Origin of the sequence: Herbaspirillum sp. SJZ106 (assembly GCF_006715495.1) — a bacterium.
In the GTDB taxonomy this organism is placed as follows: Bacteria; Pseudomonadota; Gammaproteobacteria; order Burkholderiales; family Burkholderiaceae_D; genus Herbaspirillum.
The window spans coordinates 634988-657628 of record NZ_VFNI01000003.1 but is presented as its reverse complement, the minus strand read 5'-3'; the positions used below and the strand labels follow the sequence as shown (position 1 = coordinate 657628).

Sequence of the window (22641 nt, the reverse complement as noted above, 5' to 3'; positions counted from 1 at the left end):
GGCGCCCGCCAGCGCGCCGCCGGCAATCGGCATCAAAAAGCCCGCCGCATTCGCATGCGGCGGGCTTTGTCTTTGCGGCGAGCGCGGGATCAGAATCCCAGCGACTTGCCCGCGCCCAGCAAGGTAGCCACGCCAAGGATGGCGAATATCGCGGCGGCGATGGCATGCACCACGCGCACCGGCATCCTGCCGGCGATGCGGTCGCCCAACAGCACGGCCGGCACGTTGGCGATCATCATGCCCAGCGTGGTGCCGGCCACCACCGGCACGAAGGCATGGTACTGCGCCGCCAGGGCCACGGTGGCGACCTGGGTCTTGTCGCCCATCTCGGCCAGGAAGAAGGTCAGCAACGTGGTGCCGAACACGCCGAAGCGGCCGAACTTGGCCTCGCTCTCATCGAACTTGTCGGGAATCAGCGTCCACACCGCCATGGCGATGAAGGAAACGCCCAGCACCCAGCGCAGGGTTTCGGGCGACAGCAGCGAAGTGATCCACGCGCCCAGCGCGCCGGCAAAAGCATGGTTGGCGATGGTCGCGACCAAAACGCCGAAGATGATGGGAAGGGGCTTGCGGAACTTGGCCGCCAGGATGAAGGCCAGCAGCTGGGTTTTGTCGCCGATTTCAGCGAGTGCGACGATGCCTGTGGAAACAAGGAATGCATCCAATTGGGTTTCTCTCTCCATGGCCGGACAAACACACATGACCACGCGCGCTCCCCGGCCATTGTCGGAGGCTACGTGGTCAAAGGTCTTGTCAAGCGAAGAACGCATCCCGCCAGGGGCATGCGTTCTCAGGAACCGCCAGCGCCATGATCTGTGGATCAAGCATGTTGACGCGGGCCCCTCCTCAGGATGGAAGGCGACTACTCCCCAATGACCGGCGCATTTTACTGATTTTGAAGCGCCGCGTCCATGCGCGGGCGGATTTTTTCGCGTTGCAATGATGGCATCGCCTTCCCTTTCCCCCCATCCCCCTTTCCCACGCGGCGCGTCAGACAATGCCTGAACTTGCCGGCTTGCCCCACCCGCGGCGGAACCATCGCCTTGGACGGCAACTCTTTAATGGCATGGCTGAGCCTGGCCGTGCACCGCGGCCTTGCGCCGCCATACTTCCGGACAACAAACAGTAAAATCCATGCCCATGCTGACCCGACGCCGCTTCCTGACCTCCGCCACCGCCGCCGCCGCACTGGCCGCGCTGGGCATCGCGCCGGAAACCATAGCCGCCGGACGCATCAAGACCGGACCGGCCGAGCGGTTCTCCTTCGACGCGCTGATCGCCCGCGCGCGCGACATGGCAAAGACGCCCTACAACCCGCATAACAAGGTCCCGCGCGACATACTCGACCGCATCGACTATGAAGCGCACGGCAAGATCAGATTCAATACCGATTACGCGCTGTTCGCCAATGGCCCCGGCCAGTTTCCGCTGACCTTTTTCCACCTCGGCAAATTCTTTCCGGCGCCGGTGCACATGTACGTCCTGGACGGTTCCGGCAGCGCCCCCACCCGGGCGCGCGAGATCCTGTACGACGACAACTACTTCGACATGCCGGCCGACAGCCCTGCCCACCAATTGCCGGCAGGCAGCGGCTTCGCCGGCTTCCGCTTCCAGGAAAGCCGCCTGGCCGACCAGCAGGAAAAGGACTGGCGCAAGAACGATTGGGTGGCCTTCCTCGGCGCCTCCTATTTCCGCGCCATCGGCGACCTCTATCAATACGGACTGTCGGCGCGCGGCATCGCCATCGACGTCGCCGAGGCCGACCGGAAAGAGGAATTCCCCGACTTCACCCATTTCTTCTTCGAGCCTTCCGCCCCGGGCAGCGACACCGTGGTGGCCTATGCGCTGCTGGAAGGCCCCAGCGTCACCGGGGCCTACAAATTCACCATGCGCCGCGCCCAAGGCGTGACCATGGAGATCGACAAATCCCTGTTCCTGCGGCGCGATGTCGCCCGCCTGGGGCTGGCGCCTGCCACCTCGATGTACTGGTTCTCGGAAACCGTCAAAGGCGCCGGCGTCGACTGGCGCCCCGAAGTGCATGACTCGGACGGGCTGGCCATCTGGAACGGCAATGGCGAACACATCTGGCGCCCGCTCAACAACCCGCCGCGCACCATGGCCTCGTCCTTCGCCGACAGCGGCCTGCGCGGTTTCGGCCTGTCCCAGCGCGACCGCGACTTCGACCATTACCAGGATGGCGTCATGTACCAGCGCCGGCCCAGCCTGTGGGTGGAGCCGCTGGACAACTGGGGCGACGGCGCGGTGCAACTGATCGAAATCAAGACCGACGACGAGATCCACGACAACATCGTCGCCATGTGGGTGCCCAAGGCGGCGGCAACCGCGGGCAGCAGTTATCGCCTGCGCTATCGCCTGTATTGGCAGAAGGACGAGCCCTTTCCTTCGCCGCTGGCGCGCTGCGTGGCCACCCGCTTGGGCAACGGCGGCCAGCCGGGCCAGCCGCGTCCGTCCAATGTGCGCAAGTTCATGGTGGAGTTCCAAGGCGCGCCGCTGGAAAAGCTGCCCTTCGGCGCCAGGCCGGAAGTGGTGCTCGGCGCCTCGCGCGGCAGTTTCTCCTATGTCTTTGCCGAACCGGTGCCCGATGGCGTCGCCGGCCACTGGCGCGCGCAGTTCGACCTGGCCGTGGACGGCGATGAACCGGTCGACATGCGCCTGTTCTTGCGCGACAAAGGCCAAGCGCTCACCGAAACCTGGCTGTTCCAGTACCACCCTTTCAAGACCAGCCCGGTGTACGGATGAGGCGCGCGATAAAAAAGTTGCCCATTCTTTTGAATTGCCTTTATAATCTCGCCTCTTGCGGCTGTAGCTCAGCTGGATAGAGTACTTGGCTACGAACCAAGGGGTCGTGGGTTCGATTCCTGCCAGCCGCACCAAATGCAAAAGGGTCCATCGTCAGATGGGCCCTTTTTCTTTGCCTGATCGGAGCCGCCATCGGGGTCACAATTGGAGCCACAAGCAGGGCCGCAATGATCAACCGGCCGGAACAACCGGAATGGCGACACCGGCCGAAATATGTAAATATCTTCCCCGGCTGGAATGCGCAATGCCGGAATTCGGCACCGCGGCCATGCGCTGAAGTCAGCGCCCGCTTCCGTCCTGGCGCCTGCATGGCTCCTGATTAAAACAAGCCCTCAACTACCTCACGCCATCGAGCCATGTCGCAATTACAGATCATCGTCGCAGTCATCTCGGCCATCGTTCTCTTTTTATACGGGCTGGAAGGCTTCAGCCGGGAGTTGCGCACGGTCGGCGGCGAGAAACTGCAATCCTGGCTGGCGCGGGTCACGGCCAATCGCTTTGTGGGGTTCTTCATCGGCGCCAGCGCCACCGTGCTGATCCAGTCGAGCGCAGCGGTGATCTCGCTGACGGCCTCCCTGGTGGACGCCGCCGTGCTCAGTTTTCGCAGCAGCCTGGGCATCCTGCTCGGCGCCAATCTCGGCACCACGACCACGGCCTGGCTGGTGTCGTTCAAGCTGACCGGCATCGGCCCCTACTTCATCGTCCTCGGCACCCTGCTCTCCATCCTGCCCACGCGGGCCAAGCTGTTCGGCAAGACCTGCTTCTATTTCGGCCTGATCTTCTTCACGCTGGACCTGATCTCGGTCGAACTGCGCCCGCTGCAGCAGCAGCCGTGGTGGAACGAGGTCGTCAGCTATGTGAGTTCGCCGATGACGGGCTTGCTGATCGGGACAGTGTTTACGGCAGCGATCCAGTCGAGCACCGTTGCCATCGGCCTGGCGGTGATCCTGGTCCAGCAGGGAATGATGCAGCCGGATGCCGCCATCTTCTTCGTCATCGGCTCCAACCTGGGTTCCACCTCCACCGCCCTGATTGCGTGCCTGTCCATGAACCAGACGGCCAAGGCCACCGCCGTGGCCAACTTCAGCTTCAACATCATCAGCATCGTCCTCCTCTTCCCGTGGCTGCGGCCGTTTGCGCAGTTGATGCTGCGGCTCAGCGAGCCGACCATGGCGGTGGCGCTGGCGCACCTGAGCTTCAATATCCTGCTCTCCACGGTATTCCTGCTGGTGCTGCCGTGGAGCCATCGCATCCTGGTGTCGGTGCTGAAACTGCCCGATCCGGCCGCCCGCCCGGGCTGACTATCGTTGGCGGATGATGCCGCGCCGCAGGCCGGCCGCATGCGCGTTCAGAACGCGCCCCATACGCTGCCGAGGAAGATCGTGACCACCAGCGCCAGGACGGGACCGACGATACCCACCATCACCATGTCGGGATAGCCTTCCTTGTGCGTGACGCCGCACACCGCCAACAGGCTCACCACGGCGCCGTTGTGCGGCAAGCTGTCCAGCGTGCCGGCCGACATCACCGAGATGCGATGCAACAGCGCAGGATCCAGGCCGGTCGCATGCGCAAGGTTCAGGTAGGCCCCCGAGAGAGCGTCCAGCGCGATCGTCAGTCCGCCGGAAGCCGAACCGGTCAATGCCGCCAGTACATTGGTCGCCACCGCCAGCGACACCAGCGGCCCGCCATCGATTCCCAGCACCCAGTCGCGCACCATGGCGAACGCCGGCAAGGCCGCCACCACCGATCCGAAACCGACCAGGCTGGCCACGCTCAACACCGGCAGCGCGGCAGCATTGGCGCCGGCGGCCACACTGTCCCGCACCGAACCGATGCGCCGCCAATGCAATAGCAGCAGGCAGGAAATGGCGGCGGCCAGTGCGATCAGCACGGCCCATACGCCGCCTGCTTCGGCCAGCGTCGTACCGCCCCAGCGCGGCGCGGCCAGATAGCTCCCGTCCAGGCGCGGCAGCACCACGAGGCTGATCAGCAAATTTCCCGCCACGACCACACACAGCGGCAATACTGCGGCGCCAATGCCCGGCGGCTGGCAGGCATGGCTGCCGCGGTGCAGTTCCGCCGGGTCGAATTCGCGCGCGGCGGTGGCCCGCTCCCGCACCAGCGGGGTCTCGACGGCGCTGTCGTGGGGGTCGTTACGATCGGCGGCATACGCCAGCCCGCGCCGGCGTGCACGCCGCTCGGCCATGCCCAGCCACCACAGCCCGAACACCAGCATCACGCCCGCGGCCAACAGGCTCAGTCCGGGCGCGGCAAATGGCGTGGTCTTGAAAAATGGCATGGGAATCGCGTTCTGGATGGCCGGCGTGCCGGGCAAGGCGGTCATGGTGAACGTCGAGGTGCCGAGCAGGATCGCCGCCGGCATCAGGTGCGGCGGCACGTTGCCGGCCCGGAACAGCGCATGCGCCATCGGCGCCAGCACGAAGAAGGCCACGAACAGGCTGACCCCGCCATAGGTCACCAGCGCGCCGGCCAGGACCACCGCCAGCACCGCACGTCCGGGGCCAAGCCTGGCCGTCATGAAATCGGCGATGGTCTTGAGCGAGCCGCTGTCGTCCATCAGCTTGCCAAACAGCGCGCCCAGCAAGAACAGCAGGAAGTAATGGGAAATGAAGGAGGCCGCGCCGCCCATGAAAGTGATGGTCCAATTCGCCATCAGCGGCTGGCCGGAGAGCAGCACCGCCAGCAGTGCCGCCAACTGCGCCAGGACCAGGATGCTCCAGCCGCGGTAGGCTGCCCACATGAGCAATGCCAGGGCGGCCACGATGGCCAATAGTGCCATTACCAATGCTCCAGAAGGTCGTTGGGGTCGAACGACGAACGCCGGCCGATATCCGCGCCGCGCTCATCCAGGAAGGCTTGGGCGCGGCAGGGCAAGGGGCGGATACGGTCAGGTTCCGCGCGCGCGGGAATCCGGCACCAGCAACACATCGCAAGGCAGCCATTCAAGCAGCTTCATCGCCGTACTGCCGATGAGCAAGTCGAGCAGGCCGCTGCGTCCGTGCGAGCCCAGCACCACCAGCTCGACGTCATGCCTGCGGACGTAGTTCGTCAACGCCGTCTCCACCGAACCGCGTTGCACCGAGGGCTTGATGCGGCTGCCTGCGGGCAGCTGTGTGGCGGCAATGAATTCCGGCAGCTCGGTCTGCGCCATGTCGACGCTGTCGCCGCCATGCCGCGGAGCGGCCAGCCCCGACATCAACGGGGTCACCACGTGGCAGAGGTCCAGCTCGCGCTGAGGGAAAAGGCCGGCCGCCGACAGCAGCGCCTGGCGCGAGGATGCCGAGCAATCGGTCGCCACCGCAATCTTGCGGTAAGGCCCGGCGGGACGGCGGCGAACCAGCAGCAGCGGCTGCGCCGCGGTTCCGGCCAGGCGCTCCACCGTCGATCCCAGCACGCGTTCCAGCAGCCCCCGGCCGGAAGCGCCGCACACGATGACATCGGCGCCGACGGCTTGCGCGGTTTCGCGGATCGCCGCCGCCTTGTCGGCATGGTTGACCACCCTGGCTTGGGCGTCGACGCCGGCGGCCTTCAGTTCGCGCATGAGCTGCTGCCTGACGGCCTCGGTCAACGCCTTCTCGTCGGCGCCCTCGGCCCACGCCAGGATGCGCTCGGGGGAGGACAACAGGTTGCCGACGATGAGCGCGGTCAGCTCTCCGCCCCACTCTCCCGTCAACTGCGCCGCGCGGTCCATGGCGCGGTCGCATCCGGGGCCCAGGTCTGTTGCCAGCAGCAGCCTTGCCGCCGCTCCCGCCCTGGATGATTGCTTCAACTCATTCATGTTTAGGACTCCTGTGATACGTGGCCCATGTCCGCATCGGGCCAGGTTGAATCGGGATGAATCGCCGCAGGCTTCACTGTAGCAGAGATGCTCCGGGGCAAAGACTGGCGGCGATGCAAAGGAAGAAGGCCCGTTCTGCCGACGAACCGGCATTGCTGCCCCGGCCGCCTGGAAAACGCGGGGCAAATAAAAAAAGCGGAGCTACATGGCAGCTCCGCCCGATCTGTTTTACGGCCTTGTTTTGATCCGCGTCAGAACGGAATATCGTCATCCATGTCCGAGAAATTCGATGCCGGACGCGAAGCCGGCTGCTGGCGCGGCGCACTCGCGCCGCCGCCGGCTCCCGCGCTCTGGCGCGGCGCCGGACTGCCGCCGCCATAGCCGCCGCCATCGTCCATCGAGGCGCCACCGCCGCCTTGGCGGCTGCCCAGCATCTGCATGGTATCGGCGATGATTTCAGTGGTATAGCGCTCGACGCCTTCCTTGTCTTGCCACTTGCGGGTCTGCAGGCGTCCTTCGACGTAGATCTGCGACCCTTTCTTCAGGTACTGGCCGGCGATTTCCGCCAGCTTGCGGTAGAAAGTGATGCGGTGCCATTCGGTGAGCTCTTTCTTCTCGCCGGAGTTCTTGTCCTTCCAGCTTTCGGTCGTAGCGACGGCGATATTGGTGACGGCTTCGCCGTTCGGCATATAGCGAGTTTCCGGATCGCGCCCGAGGTTGCCGACGATGATGACTTTATTGACCGAGGCCATTATTTCTCCTGGATTGCTAATTACAGTTAGGCAGTTGCACTTGCCGCATGCGCACCGCGCCGCGGCAGGTTTTTCATGTTAGCCGCGATTATAAGCCAGGACAGGGTTGCCGCAGCCGACAACAGGAATACTGCCGATGTACTTACATTTTGTTTGAGCCAGCCGCCCAGGGCGCCGCCGCAAAACAGTCCCAGCGCCTGCAAGGTATTGTAGACGCCCAGCGCCGCGCCTTTGGCCGCCGGCGGCGCGATGCGCGATACCAGCGAAGGCTGGGAAGCCTCCAGAATGTTGAACGCGACAAAAAACAGGAACAACAGCGCCACCAGCACCCACCAGTGCGTCACCGGATGCGACAGCGCTGCCCAGAAACCCAGCTGGACCAGTAGCAACAGCGCGATGGAGGCGACGAAAACCAGTTTCATGCGGCCATGCTTCTCGGCCACGAAGACCGGCGGCAGCATCAGCACGAAGGAAGCCAGCACCACCGGCAGGTAGATTTTCCAATGCTCGTCGACCGGGATGCCCGAATACTGCACCAGCGCCCCCGGCAACACCACGAACATGGCCAGTTGGGTCATGTGCAGCGTGAACACGCCAAAGTTCAGGCGCATCAGTTCGCCATGGCGCAACACCTCCCTGAACGGCACGCGCCTGGCCTTGACCATGGGCGCATCCGGCACTATCCATAGCACCACAGCAATGGCCAGCAGCGACAGCACCCCGGTCAGCCCGAAGATTCCGCCCATGCCGATAAGCCGGTAAAGCACCGGCGAGGCCACCAGCGAGACGGCAAAGGTCAGCCCGATCGAGGCGCCGACCATGGCCATGGCCTTGGTACGGTGTTCTTCACGCGTGGAGTCGGCGATAAAGGCGGTAATGGCGGCCGAGATCGCGCCGGCGCCCTGGATCGCGCGGCCGGCGATCACCCAGGCCACGCTATCGGCCGCCGCCGCGATGAAGGAACCCAGCGCGAACAGCAGCAAACCGATCACGATGATGCGCTTGCGTCCGTATTTGTCCGAGGCGATACCGAACGGGATTTGCCCGAACGACTGCGCCAGCCCATAGATCCCCATCGCCAGGCCGACCAGGGCGGCATTGTCGCCGCCGGGCAAGCCATGGGCATAGACGGCGAACACCGGCAGGATCAGGAACAAGCCCAGCATGCGCAGGGCGAAAATGGACGCCAGCGATGCGCTGGCGCGCACTTCCGCGCGCGACATGCCGGATTTTTCGGGCTGTGCGGATGAGGTGGCGGACTGGATCATGGCGAAAATGGCGGCTGCGCGTCGTTTCGGCTGCGCGCTTGCTATGAGACGAAAACGTTATGGTAACAGCATCGGCGCATGCCCCAACCAATGGGAACCGATAGCATTTCTTTGGATCTGGGCTCGCCCATGTGCGGCATTCATCCAACACTTCATTTTCTCTTCACGGAAAATTCATCCTGGCGCGCCTGAATTCAGGATTCTTCATGAGCTTTATGCAAGAATGCGGGGTTGCTCATTTTCCCGCATTACTCATATAAAAGCCGCTGATATGCGATCAAGACTCGCATTTCCAAAAAGCAATGGCCATCGCCAGGAAAAAGAAGCAATCGTTCGGTTGTTCAGGGGGAAAGCCTGGGCGGATAACGACAGTGGCCATTGCCCATCTGCGCCTATCTCCACGCTTTGGTTTTGATTTCTGTTTTTTTCTTGCCCGCGACCAATCCGCTGGCTCGCTCATATCAGCATGTTTTTCTTCTCTCCGGCCCCTGACGCCAAGTCTGACCCATCGCATCCCACCCGTTTTGCAGCCGGCCATGACCAAGGCGCATCGTCGCCCCGCGTCGCCTGGCTGTTGCTGGCCCTCATCGCCTGCGCCTGGCTGCTGCCGGGAATCTTCGGCCATGGCCCGTGGAAACAGGATGAGACCTATACCTTCGGCATCATCCACCACATGCTGGTTTCGGGCGATTACCTCGTCCCCACCAACGCCGGCGAACCGTTCATGGAAAAGCCGCCGCTGTATTACTGGACGGCGCTGCTGCTGGCCAAGGCCTTTTATCCGCTGCTGGACTACCACGATGGCGCGCGCCTGGCCAGTGTGCTCTACAACATCGTCACCCTGGCATTCGTCGCCAGGATTGCGATGATGCTCTGGGACAAACGCACGCTGTTCAGCCTGCCGGTGCTTGGCACGCTGGCGTTGTTCGCCGGTTCGCCGGGCATGATCAAGCATGCCCACGACATGTTCACCGACGTCGCCCTGGTATGCGGCGGCGCCATCGCCACCTACGGCCTGCTGGCCATCGCCCTGAACGAACAGAACAAGGCGCCACGCCTCGCGGCTGCGGTATGGTTCGGCCTGGGCGTGGGCATCACCGAAATGACCAAGGGGCTGTTTGTGCCGCTGACCTTCGCGGCGACCGCCATGTGCATGGGAGTGCTGGTGCGAGAATGCCGCTCCCGCTCGTACTGGAAGATGGTCGGCATTGCCGTGCTGGTGTCGCTGCCTTTCTTCGTAGTATGGCCGGCGCTGCTGGCGCAACATTCGGTGCCGCTGTTCATGGAATGGTTCTGGGACAACAACGTCGGGCGCTTCTTCGGCTTTTCGGTCGCCAGGCTGGGTTCCGATAATGACCAGGCCGTCATCCTGCGGGCGCTGACCGGCTTCGCCCTGCCGGGTTCGGTACTCGCACTGCTGGCCCTGGCCGTTGGCGGGTGGCGTAATACCTTATCTCCGCGCGTGGCGCTGCCGCTGTCGTTCGCCGCCATCAGCATCGCCGTGCTGCAAAGTTCCGCCACCGCCCGCCAGCTCTACCTGCTGCCGGTGCTGCTCCCCCTGATCATGCTCGGCACCGCCGCAATACCGCGCCTGCCGGACTGGTTTCATTTCGCATGGGATTGGTTTTCCCGCATCTTTTTCGGCTTTGTCGCCAGCGTGGTCTGGGCCACTTACGTGATCTCCACGTTGTCGACTGAATATCACCATTGGATTACCTACTTCGGCAGATGGCTGCCGCTGGGCTTCATCACGCCGTTCCAGCCGCTGGCGGTGGCAGCGGCCATCGCCATGACGCTCGGCTGGCTATGGGGGCTCAACAAAATGAAGCAGGCAGGTAAATGGCGCGGCGCCTTCAGCTGGTTCGCCGGCATCACGCTGATGTGGGGCGTGGCCTATACCCTGCTGCTGCCATGGGGCGATTACGGCAAGAGCTACGAATATGTATACGGCGACCTGAACAAGAAGATTGGCCCTGCCTGGACCGCCAGCGACTGCATGGCCAGCGAAAACCTCGGCGAATCCGAAGCGCCCATGCTGTATTACTACACCGGCATCCTGCACCAGCCGATCGATGGCATCAACAAGACCGGATGCAACTGGGTGATTCTGCAAACCCCAGGCCTGGCGCCGCTGCCTGAAGGCGACTGGACGCTGTTCTGGGAAGGCCGCCGAGATGGCGACGATGACCAGTTGCTGAAAGTCTATCGCCGCAGCGAAACAGCCCCGGAATAAACACCGGAAATGAATGTCAATACAACAAAAGCCGGTTCCAAGCCGGCTTTTCCCATTGCGCTACTGTCATTTTTCCACTCGCTTCCCCCATCGGCTTCACCCCGCCAGCCAGCCCTGCCGGCGATTGACAGTCCTGTTATAGTTACATGTTGTCTCCCCTAATTCTCCCGCGCCTGGCCTTGGTCCGCGCGGCGGCAGGAAAACTTTGCTGAAGGCATCCATGGAAGAAATTCGCATTCGCGGCGCACGCACGCACAATCTGAAGAATATCAACCTAGACCTCCCCCGCAACAAGCTGATCGTGATCACCGGCCTGTCCGGCTCGGGCAAGTCGTCGCTGGCTTTCGATACCTTGTATGCGGAAGGCCAGCGCCGTTACGTCGAGTCGCTGTCGGCCTATGCGCGCCAGTTCCTTCAGCTCATGGAAAAACCCGATGTCGACATGATCGAAGGCCTGTCGCCGGCGATCTCGATCGAGCAGAAGGCGACCTCGCACAACCCGCGCTCCACCGTCGGGACGGTGACCGAAATCCACGACTACCTGCGTCTGCTGTATGCGCGCGTGGGCACGCCGTACTGCCCGGACCATCCCGAACATCCGCTGGAGGCGCAATCGGTGTCGCAAATGGTGGACGCCGTGCTGGCGCTGCCGGAAGACACCAAGCTGATGATCATGGCGCCGGTGGTGGCCAACCGCAAGGGCGAGCACGCCGACCTGTTCGAGGAAATGCAGGCCCAGGGCTTCATCCGCTTCCGCATCCAGAGCGGCACCGGCGCGGCCAAGGTCTACGAGGTCGACGAACTGCCCAAGCTGAAAAAGACCGAGAAGCACACCATCGACGTCGTCATTGACCGCGTCAAGGTCAAGGCCGACATCAAGCAGCGCCTGGCCGAAAGTTTCGAGACCGCGCTGCGCCTGGCCGAGGGCCGCGCCATCGCACTGGAAATGGATAGCGGCCGCGAGCACCTGTACTCCAACAAGTTCGCCTGCCCGATCTGCGGCTATTCGCTGCAGGAGCTGGAGCCGCGCCTGTTCTCGTTCAACAACCCGATGGGCGCCTGCCCCGAATGCGACGGCCTGGGCCATATCGAGTTCTTCGATCCCAAGCGCATCGTCGCCTTCCCCAACCTTTCGCTGGCCTCCGGCGCCATCAAGGGCTGGGATCGCCGCAACCAGTTCTATTTCCAGATGCTCACCAGCATCGCCGCCTACTACAACTTCGACCTCGACGTGCCCTTCGAGCAATTGGACGACAAGGCACAGCAGGCGGTACTGTTCGGCTCCGGCCGCCAAACCATCCCGTTCGCCTACGTCAACGAGCGCGGCCGTACCGTGGTCAAGGAGCACCCCTTCGAAGGCGTGGTCAACAACCTGCAGCGCCGCTACCGCGAAACCGATTCGATGGCGGTCAAGGAAGAGCTGGCCAAGTTCATCAACGAGAAGCAATGCCCGTCCTGCCACGGCGCCCGCCTGCGCGTGGAAGCGCGCTATGTGAAGGTCGGCGCAGGCAAGCAACAGCGCGCCATCTATGAAGTCGCCGCAACCCCGCTGCGCGACACGCTGCACTTCTTCGAGACCTTGAAGCTGACCGGCGCCAAGAAAGAAATCGCCGACCGCATCATCAAGGAAATCATCTCGCGCCTGAAATTCCTCAACAACGTCGGCCTCGATTACCTGTCGCTGGAACGCAGCGCCGACACGCTCTCCGGCGGCGAAGCGCAGCGCATCCGGCTGGCATCGCAGATCGGCTCCGGCCTGACCGGCGTGATGTACGTGCTGGACGAACCGTCCATCGGCCTGCACCAGCGCGACAACGACCGCCTGATCGCCACCCTGAAGCACCTGCGCGACATCGGCAACACGGTGCTGGTGGTGGAGCATGACGAAGACGCCATCCGCACCGCCGATTTCGTGGTCGACATGGGCATCGGCGCCGGCGTGCATGGCGGCGACGTGATCGCCCAGGGCACGCTGGAAGATATCCTGAAGAACAAGAAGTCGCTGACCGCCAAGTACCTCAACGGTTCGCTGGAAATCGCCGTACCCAAGAAACGCACTCCGGCCGATCCCGAGCGCCAGCTGATCATTACCGGCGCCACCGGCAACAACCTCAAGAACGTCGACCTGGAACTGCCGGTGGGCCTGCTGACCTGCGTGACCGGCGTATCCGGCTCGGGCAAGTCGACGCTGGTCAACGACACCCTCTACCTGTCGGCGGCGCGTCACCTGTACGGCTCGCAAACCGAGCCGGCCGCCCACGAGGCGATCGGCGGACTGGAGCATTTCGACAAGGTGATCGCGGTCGACCAGGCGCCGATCGGGCGCACGCCGCGCTCCAACCCGGCCACCTATACCGGCCTGTTCACGCCGATCCGCGACCTGTTTTCCACCGTGCCGATGGCCAAGGAACGCGGCTACAGCGCCGGCCGTTTCTCGTTCAACGTCAAGGGCGGCCGCTGCGAGGCCTGCCAGGGCGACGGCGTGATCAAGGTCGAGATGCACTTCCTGCCGGACGTGTACGTGCCGTGCGACGTCTGCCACGGCAAGCGCTACAACCGCGAAACGCTGGAAGTGCAGTACAAGGGCAAGAACATCACCGAGATCCTCGACCTGACGGTGGAAGATGCGCACGAGTTCTTCAAGCCGGTGCCGCTGATCGCGCGCAAGCTGCAGACCTTGCTCGACGTCGGCCTGGGCTACATCAAGCTGGGCCAGAGCGCGACCACGCTTTCCGGCGGCGAGGCGCAGCGCGTCAAGCTGTCGCTGGAGCTGTCCAAGCGCGATACCGGCCGCACGCTGTATATCCTGGACGAGCCGACCACCGGCCTGCACTTCCACGATATCGACCTGCTGCTCAAGGTAATCCACCGCCTGCGCGACCAGGGCAATACGGTGACCATCATCGAGCACAACCTGGACGTGATCAAGACCGCCGACTGGGTCATCGACCTCGGCCCCGAGGGCGGCGCCGGCGGCGGCAAGATCGTGGCCGCCGGCACCCCGGAAGACGTGGCCAGGAACCCGGCCAGCGTTACCGGCAAGTATCTCGCCCCCTTGCTCAAGAAGAAAAAGTGACGCCGGCTTGAGGGCGCGCAAACGATACAGATAAAAGCAGCAACTGTATCTTGCGCGCCGGCCCGATGCGTTGGAACCTGAGCGGGTTCTGATCGTCATGCATCCGGCCGCCGTCAGGCGCACAATATCGGCAGACTGTGTATATCTTGCCGCTGGAATCGAGAAAAATCGCCATGCAAAACCCGCTGTCCCCCGCCCAGGTCGAGTCTTTCCGCAAGGAAGGCTATCTGTTGTTGAAGGGGCTGGTCCCCGCCGCCCAGCGCGAACAGATGCTGGCCGTGACGCAGGACCACCTCAGGCGCGCCGTGGCGCCGCTCGAATACGAAGCCGAAGTCGGCTACGAAGGCGCCCCGACCTCGCTGGAGGCCGAAGGCGGCCGCACCGCCCGGCGCCTGCGCGCGGCCTGGCAGCGCGATCCGGTGTACCGCCAGTGGGCATCCGATCCGCATCTGGTCGCCATACTGCAGCAGCTGTTCGGCGAGCCGGCCTGCGTCACGCTGGCGCACCACAACTGCGTGATGACCAAACATCCGGCCTTCGGCACCGCCACCGGCTGGCACCGCGATATCCGCTACTGGTCGTTCCCGCGCAATGAGCTGATCTCGGTATGGCTGGCGCTGGGCGCGGAGACGCCGCACAACGGCGCACTCAAATTCATCCCAGGCTCGCACCTGCTGCAACTGCGGCCGGAGCAGATGGATGCGCTCGACTTCCTGCGCCCCGAAGTCCCCGCCAACCAGGCCCTGTTCGCCCAGGGCATCGCCCTCAGCCTGGATCCAGGCGACGTGGTGCTGTTCCACAGCGGCCTGTTCCACGCCGCCGGCCGCAACGACAGCGAACAGGTCAAATGCTCGGTGGTGTTCGCCTATCATGGCCGCAGCAATCCGCCGGTGCCGGGCACGCGCTCGGCGGCGGCGGAAGATATCCCGCTGGATGCCTGACCCCTTCGGCCGCGAACGCCGGAAAGAAAAAAGCGCAGCCCAGGCTGAAATGCCGTTCAGTTAAGTACTGAACGGCATTTTTTTTGTAATTACGGAGTCCAGACTCCGTTCGCCCTGAGTAGCTGCGCAGCAGCGTATCGAAGGGCAGGCAAGACCGCTAACAATGATACGCTGACACGCTGGCTTCGATACGGCCCTGGCGGGCCTACTCAGCCCGAACGGAGGGCTGTGATGAGTGTTTCAGAATTAGTCTTAACTGAACGGCATTACAGCCCAGGTTGCGCTTTTTCATTGGCGCCGAAACGGCGTCAGAACTGTTCCCAATCATCACCCGCCCCTGCTGCCGATTTGGGCGAAGTCGAAGCCGGCGCCGTCAATTTGGGGGACGGTCTCCTGGGTGCGGCGGCCGCCTTGGGGGCAGTTGCCTTGAGCGCTGCAAGCGGCTTGGCCGCAGGCGCGGCGGAAGCTGCTGATGCCACCACCGGTGCCACGGATACCGCAGGCGCGGCCTGCATGCCGTGCAGGCGGAACACGCTGACCGCAGTCGACAGGCGCGACGCCTGCTCTTGCAGCGACTGCGCGGCAGCGGCCGCCTCCTCGACCAGCGCGGCGTTCTGCTGCGTGGTCTCGTCCATCTGCGTGACGGCGCGGTTGATCTCCTCGATGCCCGAGCTCTGCTCCTGGCTGGCCGCGGTGATCTCGCCCATCACGTCGGTCACGCGCCGCACGCTGGCCACCACCTCGTCCATGGTGGCGCCGGCCTGCGCCACCAGCGTGCTGCCGTTGCCGACCTTGCTGACCGAATCGTCGATCAGCGCCTTGATTTCCTTGGCGGCCGACGCCGAGCGCTGGGCCAGCGAGCGCACTTCCGATGCCACCACCGCGAAGCCGCGGCCCTGCTCGCCGGCGCGCGCGGCCTCCACCGCCGCATTGAGCGCCAGGATATTGGTCTGGAAGGCGATGCCGTCGATCACGCTGATGATGTCGACGATCTTGCGCGAAGAGTCGTTGATCGAACTCATGGTGTCGACCACCTGGCGCACCACGTCGCCGCCGCGCGAGGCCACATCCGAAGCCGAGGCGGCCAGTTGGTTGGCCTGGCGGGCATTGTCGGCGTTTTGCTTGACGGTGGAGGTCAGCTCTTCCATGGCCGAGGCGGTCTCCTCCAGCGAGCCGGCCTGCTGCTCGGTGCGCGAGGACAAGTCGAGGTTGCCGCTGGCAATCTCGGCCGCGGCCGTGTTGATGGTGTCGGTGCCGGTGCGCACTTCGCCGACGATGCGCAGCAGGTTGCCGTTCATCTCCTTCAACGCCTGCATCAGTTGGCCGGTTTCGTCGCGGCTGCGCACTTCGATGTCTTGCGTCAGGTCGCCGGCGGCCACGCCCTGGGCCACCTTCACCGCCTGCTCCAGCGGGCGCGAGATGGCGCGCACCAGGATGAAACCCATGAACACGGCCACCGCCAGGCCGATCCCGATGGCGGCGAGCATCACGCCAACCAGCGTCTGGTAGCGGCGTTGCGCATTCTCGTACAGCTCACCGCCGACACGGCGCTGCAGGTTCATCAGTTGGGTCATGCTGGCATGCGCCTCATTGAAGAGCTGCAGCATCACGCCGTTGTACAGGTCGCTGGCGCCCTGGAAGTCGCGGTTGCGCAACGCCTCGGCGGCCGGCTTGACGCCTTCGGCGATGAACTTCTGGCGCTGCGGGACAAGCTTGTCGACCAGCATTTTTTCTTCGGGGGTAAGGTAGGTGCCGAGGTATTCCTGCAGGATCTTATCGCTGTCCTTGACGGTCTTCTCCAGCTTGTCCATGCCTTTGTCGATGTCGCCGGAGTCGCCAACGATGGCGGTGGAAATGCCGTAACGTCCGGTGTCCAGGGCCGCCGCGATCTCTCCCAGCTGCGACAGCGCGACCAGCCGGTCTTCATAGAGGGAGCGCATCTGCGCATTGGTCGAATGGAGGCTGGCCAACCCGAGCACGCCCGAGGCGGCCAGCAGGACTGCGAGAAAACCGATTACGAAGATCAGGCGCGCCTTGATCGTCAATTTGCTGAACATATACATCCCCTTGCATCATGGCTATTGGCGCCGCAGCAACACGATGATGTTGCGACCGCTCCCCGATTTATACCGCGGCGCAAAGCCGGCGATATCGCGGAATACCGCAGCTAAGGCCAAGCATTTCCCGTACCAGGCATTGCCTGGCGGCAGCTTTCATTTCCGGGAAGGAATTCAGTGCTCGGGCAAGCCCAGCCAAAGCCCGAAGGGAACGAACACGATCGCCGCCAGATTCCCCAGCAGCACAATGGAGGCGACCTTGTCCGGTTCCTGCCGATATTGCTCGGCGACCATGAAACACAGCACCGCCGGCGGCAAGGCGGCGAACAGGTACATCTCGCCGCGCTGCACCGCCGTCAGCGGCAGCAGTTGATCCAGCGCCAGCGCGCAAACCAGCCCCGCCACCGGACACACCACGGCGCCCACCAGGCCGATATGCCAGCTCTTGAAGCTGATGTCCATCATGCGCACGCCCAGCGAAAACAGCATGATGGGGATGCTGGCCTCGCCCAGCAGTTTCATGGCCGAAAACAGCGGTGCCGGCAGGCTGATGTGCAAGACCGCGAACAAGACGCCCAGGATCATCGCCAGCATGATCGGGCTCGACACCAGCCGCAGCAGCGAACCCGGACGCTGCTCGCGGCCGGACTGGATCATCTTCACGCACAGCGAGAAATAAACGAAGGTAGAGGCGGTAAACAACGCCACCGCCGCCGGCAAGGCATCCTGGCCGAACGCCAGCAGCAGCAGCGGCAGCCCCATGTTGCCGCCGTTGTTGTACATCATGGGCGGCAGGAAAGTGCGCTTGTCATAGCCCAGCGCCCGCGCCACCGGCCATGCCAGCAACCCGGAACCAAGCGAGATCAGTACGCTGGCCAGGATCAGCCAGCCGTTGTGGTAAAGGTCGAACGACTTGGAGGAGAGCGCGCTGAAGATCATCAGCGGCGCCAATGCCTCCATCGAGACGCGATTGACCGACGCCATGTCCATGCGCACCACTTCGCCGCGCCAGCGGGCGTAGCCATAGCCCATGCCGATGATGACGAAGACCGGAAGGATGATGCTGCAGATGCGTTCGATGAGTGCCATGCGGGGATGGGGGCTGATGGGGGAGTTATTTGCTGAGCAGGCGCTTTTCGGCCCGCAGGATGTTTTCCGAGCTGCCGCGCAGCACCACGATGTCGCCGCCCAGCAGGATCGTGTCCTGGGCCGCCTCGACGCGCTGCTTGCCGCGCCTGAGCATGGTGACTTCGGCGCCGCACTGGCCGGGCAGGTCGATCTCGGCCAGGGTCTTGCCGATGGCGCGCGCGCCGTCGATCAGCGTCACCGACTGCAGGCGCACATTGAGCCCTTCGCTGCCGTCATCGATATCGGCGGCGCCATGGAAATAACCGCGCAGCGAGGCATAGCGCTCATCGCGCGCATCCTGCACCCGGTGCACCACCCGGCGCAGCGGTATGCCCAGCATCACCAGCGCATGCGAAGCCAGCATCAGGCTGCCTTCGAGCGACTCCGGCACGACCTCGGTGGCGCCGGCGGCGAGCAGCTTGTCGAGGTCGGCATCGTCGTAGCTGCGCACGATCACCGGCAGCTCCGGCGCCAGTTCGGCCGCATGGTGCAGCACCTTCAGGGCCGACGGCGTGCTGGCGTAGGTCACCACCAGCGCCGCGGCGCGGTGGATGCCGGCCGCCACCAGGCTCTCGCGCCGGGCGGCGTCGCCGTAGGAGACATTGGCGCCGCCGCTGCGGGCGTCCTGCACCAGTTCCGGGTCCATCTCCAGCGCGTGGTAGGTGATGCCCTCCTCCTCCAGCAGGCGCGCCAGGCTTTGTCCGCTGCGGCCGAAGCCGGCAATGATCACGTGCTTCTGCGCATTCATGGTGCGCGTGGCCAACTGCGTCAGCGCCAGCGATTGCAGCATCCATTCGTTGGCCGACAACTTCATCACGATGGCGTCGGACTTGGCCAGGATGAACGGCGCGGCCAGCATGGACAGCACCATCGAGGCCAGGATCACCTGGATCAGCAAGGGATCGATCAGCTTCAGGCCGCCGGCCTGGTTCAGCAGCACGAAGCCGAATTCGCCCGCCTGCGCCAGCGCCAGCCCGGTGCGCAAGGCAACGCCGGTGCTGGAACCGAACAGGCGCGCCAGCGCCGCGATCAGGCCGAATTTCAACAGCACCGGCCCGATCAGCAAGAGCAGCACCAGGAACCAGTGCTCGATCAGCGTATGCACATTGAGCAGCATGCCGATGGTGATGAAGAACAGGCCCAGCAGCACGTCGCGGAAGGACTTGATATCTTCCTCCACCTGGTGCTTGAACTCGGTCTCGGAAATGAGCATGCCGGCGATGAACGCGCCCAGCGCCAGCGACAGCCCCGCTTTCTCGGTAATCCAGGCCGCCCCCAGCGTGATCAGCAAGAGGTTGAGCATGAACAGCTCCTGCGAACGGCGCTTGACCACTACCTTGAACCAGCTGCGCATGAGCTTGTGGCCGAAGAACAGCAGCAGGGCCAGCACCACCATCGCCTTGGCCACCGCCCAGCCCAGCGTCACCACCAGGTTGCCGGAATCCTTGGCCAGCGCCGGCACCACGATCAGGAGCGGCACCAGCGCCAGATCCTGGAACAGCAGCACGCCGAGGATGCGGCGGCCGTGTTCGGTCTCCAGCTCCAGCCTTTCGGTGAGCAGCTTGGAGACGATGGCGGTGGACGACATGGTGAGCGCGCCGCCCAGGGCGAACGCGGCCTGCCAGCTGATGGAAGTAAGCTGCGGCAGGAAATAGGCGACCGCCCAGCCGAACACCATGGTCACGGCGATGGTGGCGGCCACCTGCGCCACGCCCAGGCCGAACACGATGTGGCGCATCGCCGAGAGCTTGTTGAGCGAGAACTCCAGCCCGATGGAAAACATCAGGAACACCACCCCGAACTCGGCCAGCGCGTGGGTGGTTTCATTGTCTTCGGCAAAGCCCAGGCCATGCGGCCCGATCACGATGCCGACCACCAGGTATCCCAGCATCGGCGGCAGATGCATCATGCGGAAAGCCACCACCCCGAGCACAGCCGCGGCGAGCAGGAATAAGGTCAGTTCCAGTCCGGAAAACATGTGTGGATGATTTGCTTGTTAGATCTTTTATATGAGCTGAACTATGCGAACCGGCCAAGCGAGAAACATGCCCGGACGGAGCCTCCCGCGCCGCCATGCGCATCCGCGTAACGCAGCGCACAATACGAGTCCCACCAATTCGGTGCGGGCATGTGTGAAAACGATCCCCGGCAACAGCAATGGCAGGCATGTCATCATGGAAATTCCCGGCGCTGCCGACCGTTCTGCCGACGCAGCAAATCTGGCATATTGGCGCTTGCCAGCCTGGTTCTCGGGGTGTTGCGCACATGCTGCAACGCAACCGCAATGAAGGCCCGCTGGCCGTCATTGCATCTCCTCCTTACATCTGGCAAGTTTTTTGCTTTGCTAATTCGTTTATACTTCGGTTATGAGTGTAACCGATGATAAATCCACGCCCGCATCTTTTTCGACCGAGGACGCGCGGCGCGCCATCGCACTGGCGCGCCAGACCTTTCAGATCGAAGCCGATGCCATCCTGGCGCTGAAAAACCGCCTGTCCGACGACAGTTCCGAACCGCTCGCCCGCGCCGTGCATCTCTTGCTCGGTTGCCAGGGCCGCGCGGTCGTGTCCGGCATCGGCAAGTCCGGCCATATCGGCCGCAAGATCGCTGCCACGCTGGCCTCCACCGGCACCCCGGCGCTCTTCATGCATCCGGCCGAAGCCGCCCACGGCGACCTCGGCATGGTCACCCCCAACGACGTCTTCATCGCCATCTCGAACTCGGGTGAAACCGCCGAGCTGCTGGCCATCGTGCCCATCGTCAAGCGCATGGGAGCGGTGATCATCGCCATGACCGGCAACGATGCATCCAGCCTGGCCGAGCTGGCCGCCGTCCACCTCAACGTAGGCGTCGACCAGGAAGCCTGTACCCTGAACCTGGCGCCGACGGCCAGCACCACCGCCACGCTGGCCATGGGCGACGCCCTGGCGGTGTCGCTGCTGGATGCGCGCGGCTTCATGGAAGAGGATTTCGCGCGCTCCCATCCGGGCGGCGCCCTGGGCCGCCGCCTGCTGACCCATGTGCGCGACGTCATGCGCAGCGGCGACGCCATCCCCGCCGTGCGGCCGGATGTCTCGCTATCTGCGGCATTGATGGAAATCACGCGCAAGGGCATGGCCATGACCGCCGTGGTCGACGAACGTTTCCGCCCGATCGGCGTGTTCACCGACGGCGACTTGCGCCGCCTGCTGGAACGCGGACAGGATTTCAGCCAGTTCGCCATCGCCGACGTCATGCACGCCAATCCGCGCACCGTCAACCAGGACCAGCTGGCGGTGGACGCCGTGCAATTGATGGAAGAATTCCGCATCAACCAACTGCTGGTGACCGATGCGCAAGGCGTGCTGACCGGCGCGCTGCACATCCATGACCTGACCCGCGCCAAGGTGATCTGATGACGTCAGCCTTCGCCAGCACCTTTGCGCCCGCCATCCTCGCCAAGGCCGCCGCCACGCGGCTGATGATCTTCGACGTCGACGGCGTGCTGACCGACGGCGGGCTGTTCTACGGCGAAGACGGCGAATCGGTGAAACGCTTCAATGCGCTGGACGGCCACGGCATCAAGATGATGCAGCAGTTCGGCGTGGCCGCCGCGATCATCACCGCGCGCCAGTCGCCTTTCGTGCTGCGCCGGGCCAACGACCTGGGCATCGCCCACGTCTTCCAGGGCGTCCATGACAAGCGGCTGGCATTCGGGGAGCTATTGCAGCACACCGGCCTGCAGGCCGCCGATTGCGGCTATCTGGGCGACGACATCATCGACCTGCCGGTGCTGACCAAGGTCGGCTTCAAGGCTTGCGTGGCCAACGGGCACCGTGAAGTCAAATCGCGCTGCGACTACGTGACGGCCGCCATCGGCGGCAACGGCGCCGTGCGCGAAGTGTGCGACCTGGTGCTGGCCGCACAAGGGAACTACGAGGCGGCGCTGGCGCCGTACCTGGCATGAGCAACCACAGCGGCGAACGCGCGGCGCAACGCATCCGCCTGGGCGTGCTCCTGGTGGTGCTGGTCGCGCTCGCGCTGGGCAGCTTCTGGGTGCTGCAGACGTTGCGCAACAGCGGCGACCAGCAGCCTTATGTCCGCCCGACCGGCAAACCCGACTACTACCTGGAAAACTTCAACTACGTGAAACTGGGCCCGACCGGACTGCCGCGCTACGACATATCGGGCGCCAAAATGGTCCACTTCCCGACGGACGATTCCTTCGAGATCACCAAGCCGGTGGTACACAGCCTGGACAAGGCAAAACCGCCGATGGAGCTGTATTCCGACACCGCGCGCGTGACCGACGAGCAGACCAAAATCCACATGTACGGCAACGCCAACGCCACGCGCGGCGGCACCAACGGCGGCGCCCCGATGCACCTGGTCTCCGAATACCTGTTGCTGCTGCCGGACGATGAAATCGTCAAGACCGACAAACCGGTTGCAATGACGATGGGCACCACCAGATTGAACGGCGTGGGGATGATTGCCAACAATGCCACGCAGGAAGTGCAACTGCTGGGCAACGTGCGCGGCTACTACGAACCGACACAAAAGAAACGCTGAGCCAAGACTCAAC

General features: G+C 63.9%; 17 protein-coding genes, 1 tRNA gene and 1 riboswitch. Of the genes, 10 read left to right on the top strand and 8 right to left on the bottom strand.

The window, feature by feature from the left end:
• Nucleotides 1-89: 89 nt before the first annotated feature.
• Nucleotides 90-665: a TMEM165/GDT1 family protein gene (locus tag FB598_RS12835; RefSeq protein ID WP_141914288.1), complete on the bottom strand. Its 576-nt coding sequence runs from the start codon at nt 663-665 to the stop codon at nt 90-92.
• Nucleotides 666-676: 11 nt separating this feature from the next.
• Nucleotides 677-883: riboswitch (yybP-ykoY riboswitch) on the bottom strand.
• A 257-nt stretch (nt 884-1140) separates the two neighbouring features.
• Here FB598_RS12835 and FB598_RS12830 point away from each other — a divergent pair.
• The 3 genes from FB598_RS12830 (at nt 1141) to FB598_RS12820 (ending at nt 4121) form a co-directional block, all read left to right on the top strand.
• Nucleotides 1141-2760, top strand: coding sequence for a glucan biosynthesis protein (locus FB598_RS12830; RefSeq protein WP_141914290.1), 1620 nt, complete (start codon nt 1141-1143; stop codon nt 2758-2760).
• 57 nt (nt 2761-2817) lie between these two features.
• Nucleotides 2818-2894: transfer RNA gene (locus FB598_RS12825), tRNA-Arg, on the top strand.
• A 282-nt stretch (nt 2895-3176) separates the two neighbouring features.
• Nucleotides 3177-4121, top strand: a complete 945-nt coding sequence (locus tag FB598_RS12820; protein WP_141914292.1) for a Na/Pi cotransporter family protein — start codon at nt 3177-3179, stop codon at nt 4119-4121.
• A 47-nt stretch (nt 4122-4168) separates the two neighbouring features.
• Here FB598_RS12820 and FB598_RS12815 read toward each other — a convergent pair whose 3' ends face one another.
• The 4 genes from FB598_RS12815 to FB598_RS12800 form a co-directional block, all read right to left on the bottom strand.
• Complete coding sequence (locus tag FB598_RS12815; protein WP_141914293.1) at nt 4169-5623, bottom strand: GntP family permease; 1455 nt, start codon at nt 5621-5623, stop codon at nt 4169-4171.
• A gap of 108 nt (nt 5624-5731) precedes the next feature.
• Complete coding sequence (locus tag FB598_RS12810) at nt 5732-6622, bottom strand: universal stress protein (protein ID WP_141914294.1); 891 nt, start codon at nt 6620-6622, stop codon at nt 5732-5734.
• Nucleotides 6623-6873: 251 nt separating this feature from the next.
• Nucleotides 6874-7374 carry a single-stranded DNA-binding protein gene (gene ssb, locus FB598_RS12805; protein WP_141914296.1) on the bottom strand — a complete coding sequence of 167 codons (501 nt, stop codon included), beginning with the start codon at nt 7372-7374 and terminating at the stop codon, nt 6874-6876.
• Between the two features lie 26 nt (nt 7375-7400).
• Nucleotides 7401-8597, bottom strand: a complete 1197-nt coding sequence (locus tag FB598_RS12800; RefSeq protein WP_141914298.1) for an MFS transporter — start codon at nt 8595-8597, stop codon at nt 7401-7403.
• On the opposite strand from FB598_RS12800, the gene FB598_RS12795 reads away from it, so the two are divergent.
• From FB598_RS12795 to FB598_RS12780, 4 genes are all read left to right on the top strand, one after another.
• Nucleotides 8554-9057 carry a hypothetical protein gene (locus FB598_RS12795; protein ID WP_141914300.1) on the top strand — a complete coding sequence of 168 codons (504 nt, stop codon included), beginning with the start codon at nt 8554-8556 and terminating at the stop codon, nt 9055-9057. The genes FB598_RS12800 and FB598_RS12795 overlap by 44 nt on opposite strands.
• A gap of 51 nt (nt 9058-9108) precedes the next feature.
• Nucleotides 9109-10875, top strand: a complete 1767-nt coding sequence (locus tag FB598_RS12790; RefSeq protein ID WP_255463994.1) for a glycosyltransferase family 39 protein — start codon at nt 9109-9111, stop codon at nt 10873-10875.
• A gap of 220 nt (nt 10876-11095) precedes the next feature.
• On the top strand, nt 11096-13951 hold the full coding sequence (gene uvrA / locus FB598_RS12785) for an excinuclease ABC subunit UvrA (RefSeq protein ID WP_141914301.1): 2856 nt from the start codon (nt 11096-11098) through the stop codon (nt 13949-13951).
• Between the two features lie 173 nt (nt 13952-14124).
• Nucleotides 14125-14892: a phytanoyl-CoA dioxygenase family protein gene (locus FB598_RS12780; protein WP_141914303.1), complete on the top strand. Its 768-nt coding sequence runs from the start codon at nt 14125-14127 to the stop codon at nt 14890-14892.
• 308 nt (nt 14893-15200) lie between these two features.
• On the opposite strand, the gene FB598_RS12775 is transcribed toward FB598_RS12780, so the two are convergent.
• The 3 genes from FB598_RS12775 to FB598_RS12765 all read right to left on the bottom strand — a co-directional run bounded on the left by FB598_RS12775 (nt 15201) and on the right by FB598_RS12765 (nt 20055).
• Nucleotides 15201-16949 (bottom strand): methyl-accepting chemotaxis protein, encoded by a 1749-nt coding sequence (locus tag FB598_RS12775; protein ID WP_141914305.1) that lies wholly within the window; start codon nt 16947-16949, stop codon nt 15201-15203.
• A gap of 174 nt (nt 16950-17123) precedes the next feature.
• Nucleotides 17124-18038, bottom strand: a complete 915-nt coding sequence (locus FB598_RS12770) for an AEC family transporter (RefSeq protein ID WP_141914307.1) — start codon at nt 18036-18038, stop codon at nt 17124-17126.
• 25 nt (nt 18039-18063) lie between these two features.
• Nucleotides 18064-20055: a cation:proton antiporter gene (locus tag FB598_RS12765; protein ID WP_141914309.1), complete on the bottom strand. Its 1992-nt coding sequence runs from the start codon at nt 20053-20055 to the stop codon at nt 18064-18066.
• Nucleotides 20056-20443: 388 nt separating this feature from the next.
• Between FB598_RS12765 and FB598_RS12760 the strand changes: the two genes are divergently transcribed.
• Genes FB598_RS12760 through lptC form a run of 3 tightly spaced genes read left to right on the top strand, consistent with a single transcriptional unit; the run spans nt 20444 to nt 22628 of the window.
• Nucleotides 20444-21472, top strand: a complete 1029-nt coding sequence (locus FB598_RS12760; RefSeq protein WP_141914310.1) for an SIS domain-containing protein — start codon at nt 20444-20446, stop codon at nt 21470-21472.
• Nucleotides 21469-22023 (top strand): HAD family hydrolase, encoded by a 555-nt coding sequence (locus FB598_RS12755; protein WP_141914312.1) that lies wholly within the window; start codon nt 21469-21471, stop codon nt 22021-22023. Before FB598_RS12760 ends, FB598_RS12755 begins: the two co-directional genes overlap by 4 nt.
• Entirely contained in the window at nt 22020-22628 is a 609-nt protein-coding gene (lptC, locus tag FB598_RS12750) for an LPS export ABC transporter periplasmic protein LptC (protein WP_141914313.1), read from the top strand. Before FB598_RS12755 ends, lptC begins: the two co-directional genes overlap by 4 nt.
• Nucleotides 22629-22641: the final 13 nt, after the last annotated feature.

Bases quoted from the DNA above. Each gene is read 5' to 3' on its own strand.
- FB598_RS12800 (WP_141914298.1), bottom strand. From the start codon at position 8,597: ATGTCGCGCGCGGAAGTGCGCGCCAGCGCATCGCTGGCGTCCATTTTC.
- FB598_RS12830 (WP_141914290.1), top strand. From the start codon at position 1,141: ATGCTGACCCGACGCCGCTTCCTGACCTCCGCCACCGCCGCCGCCGCA.
- lptC (WP_141914313.1), top strand. From the start codon at position 22,020: ATGAGCAACCACAGCGGCGAACGCGCGGCGCAACGCATCCGCCTGGGC.
- FB598_RS12775 (WP_141914305.1), bottom strand. From the start codon at position 16,949: ATGTTCAGCAAATTGACGATCAAGGCGCGCCTGATCTTCGTAATCGGT.
- ssb (WP_141914296.1), bottom strand. From the start codon at position 7,374: ATGGCCTCGGTCAATAAAGTCATCATCGTCGGCAACCTCGGGCGCGAT.
- FB598_RS12795 (WP_141914300.1), top strand. From the start codon at position 8,554: ATGGACGCCAGCGATGCGCTGGCGCGCACTTCCGCGCGCGACATGCCG.
- FB598_RS12770 (WP_141914307.1), bottom strand. From the start codon at position 18,038: ATGGCACTCATCGAACGCATCTGCAGCATCATCCTTCCGGTCTTCGTC.
- FB598_RS12815 (WP_141914293.1), bottom strand. From the start codon at position 5,623: ATGGCACTATTGGCCATCGTGGCCGCCCTGGCATTGCTCATGTGGGCA.
- FB598_RS12780 (WP_141914303.1), top strand. From the start codon at position 14,125: ATGCAAAACCCGCTGTCCCCCGCCCAGGTCGAGTCTTTCCGCAAGGAA.
- uvrA (WP_141914301.1), top strand. From the start codon at position 11,096: ATGGAAGAAATTCGCATTCGCGGCGCACGCACGCACAATCTGAAGAAT.
- FB598_RS12760 (WP_141914310.1), top strand. From the start codon at position 20,444: ATGAGTGTAACCGATGATAAATCCACGCCCGCATCTTTTTCGACCGAG.
- FB598_RS12820 (WP_141914292.1), top strand. From the start codon at position 3,177: ATGTCGCAATTACAGATCATCGTCGCAGTCATCTCGGCCATCGTTCTC.
- FB598_RS12810 (WP_141914294.1), bottom strand. From the start codon at position 6,622: ATGAATGAGTTGAAGCAATCATCCAGGGCGGGAGCGGCGGCAAGGCTG.
- FB598_RS12765 (WP_141914309.1), bottom strand. From the start codon at position 20,055: ATGTTTTCCGGACTGGAACTGACCTTATTCCTGCTCGCCGCGGCTGTG.
- FB598_RS12790 (WP_255463994.1), top strand. From the start codon at position 9,109: ATGTTTTTCTTCTCTCCGGCCCCTGACGCCAAGTCTGACCCATCGCAT.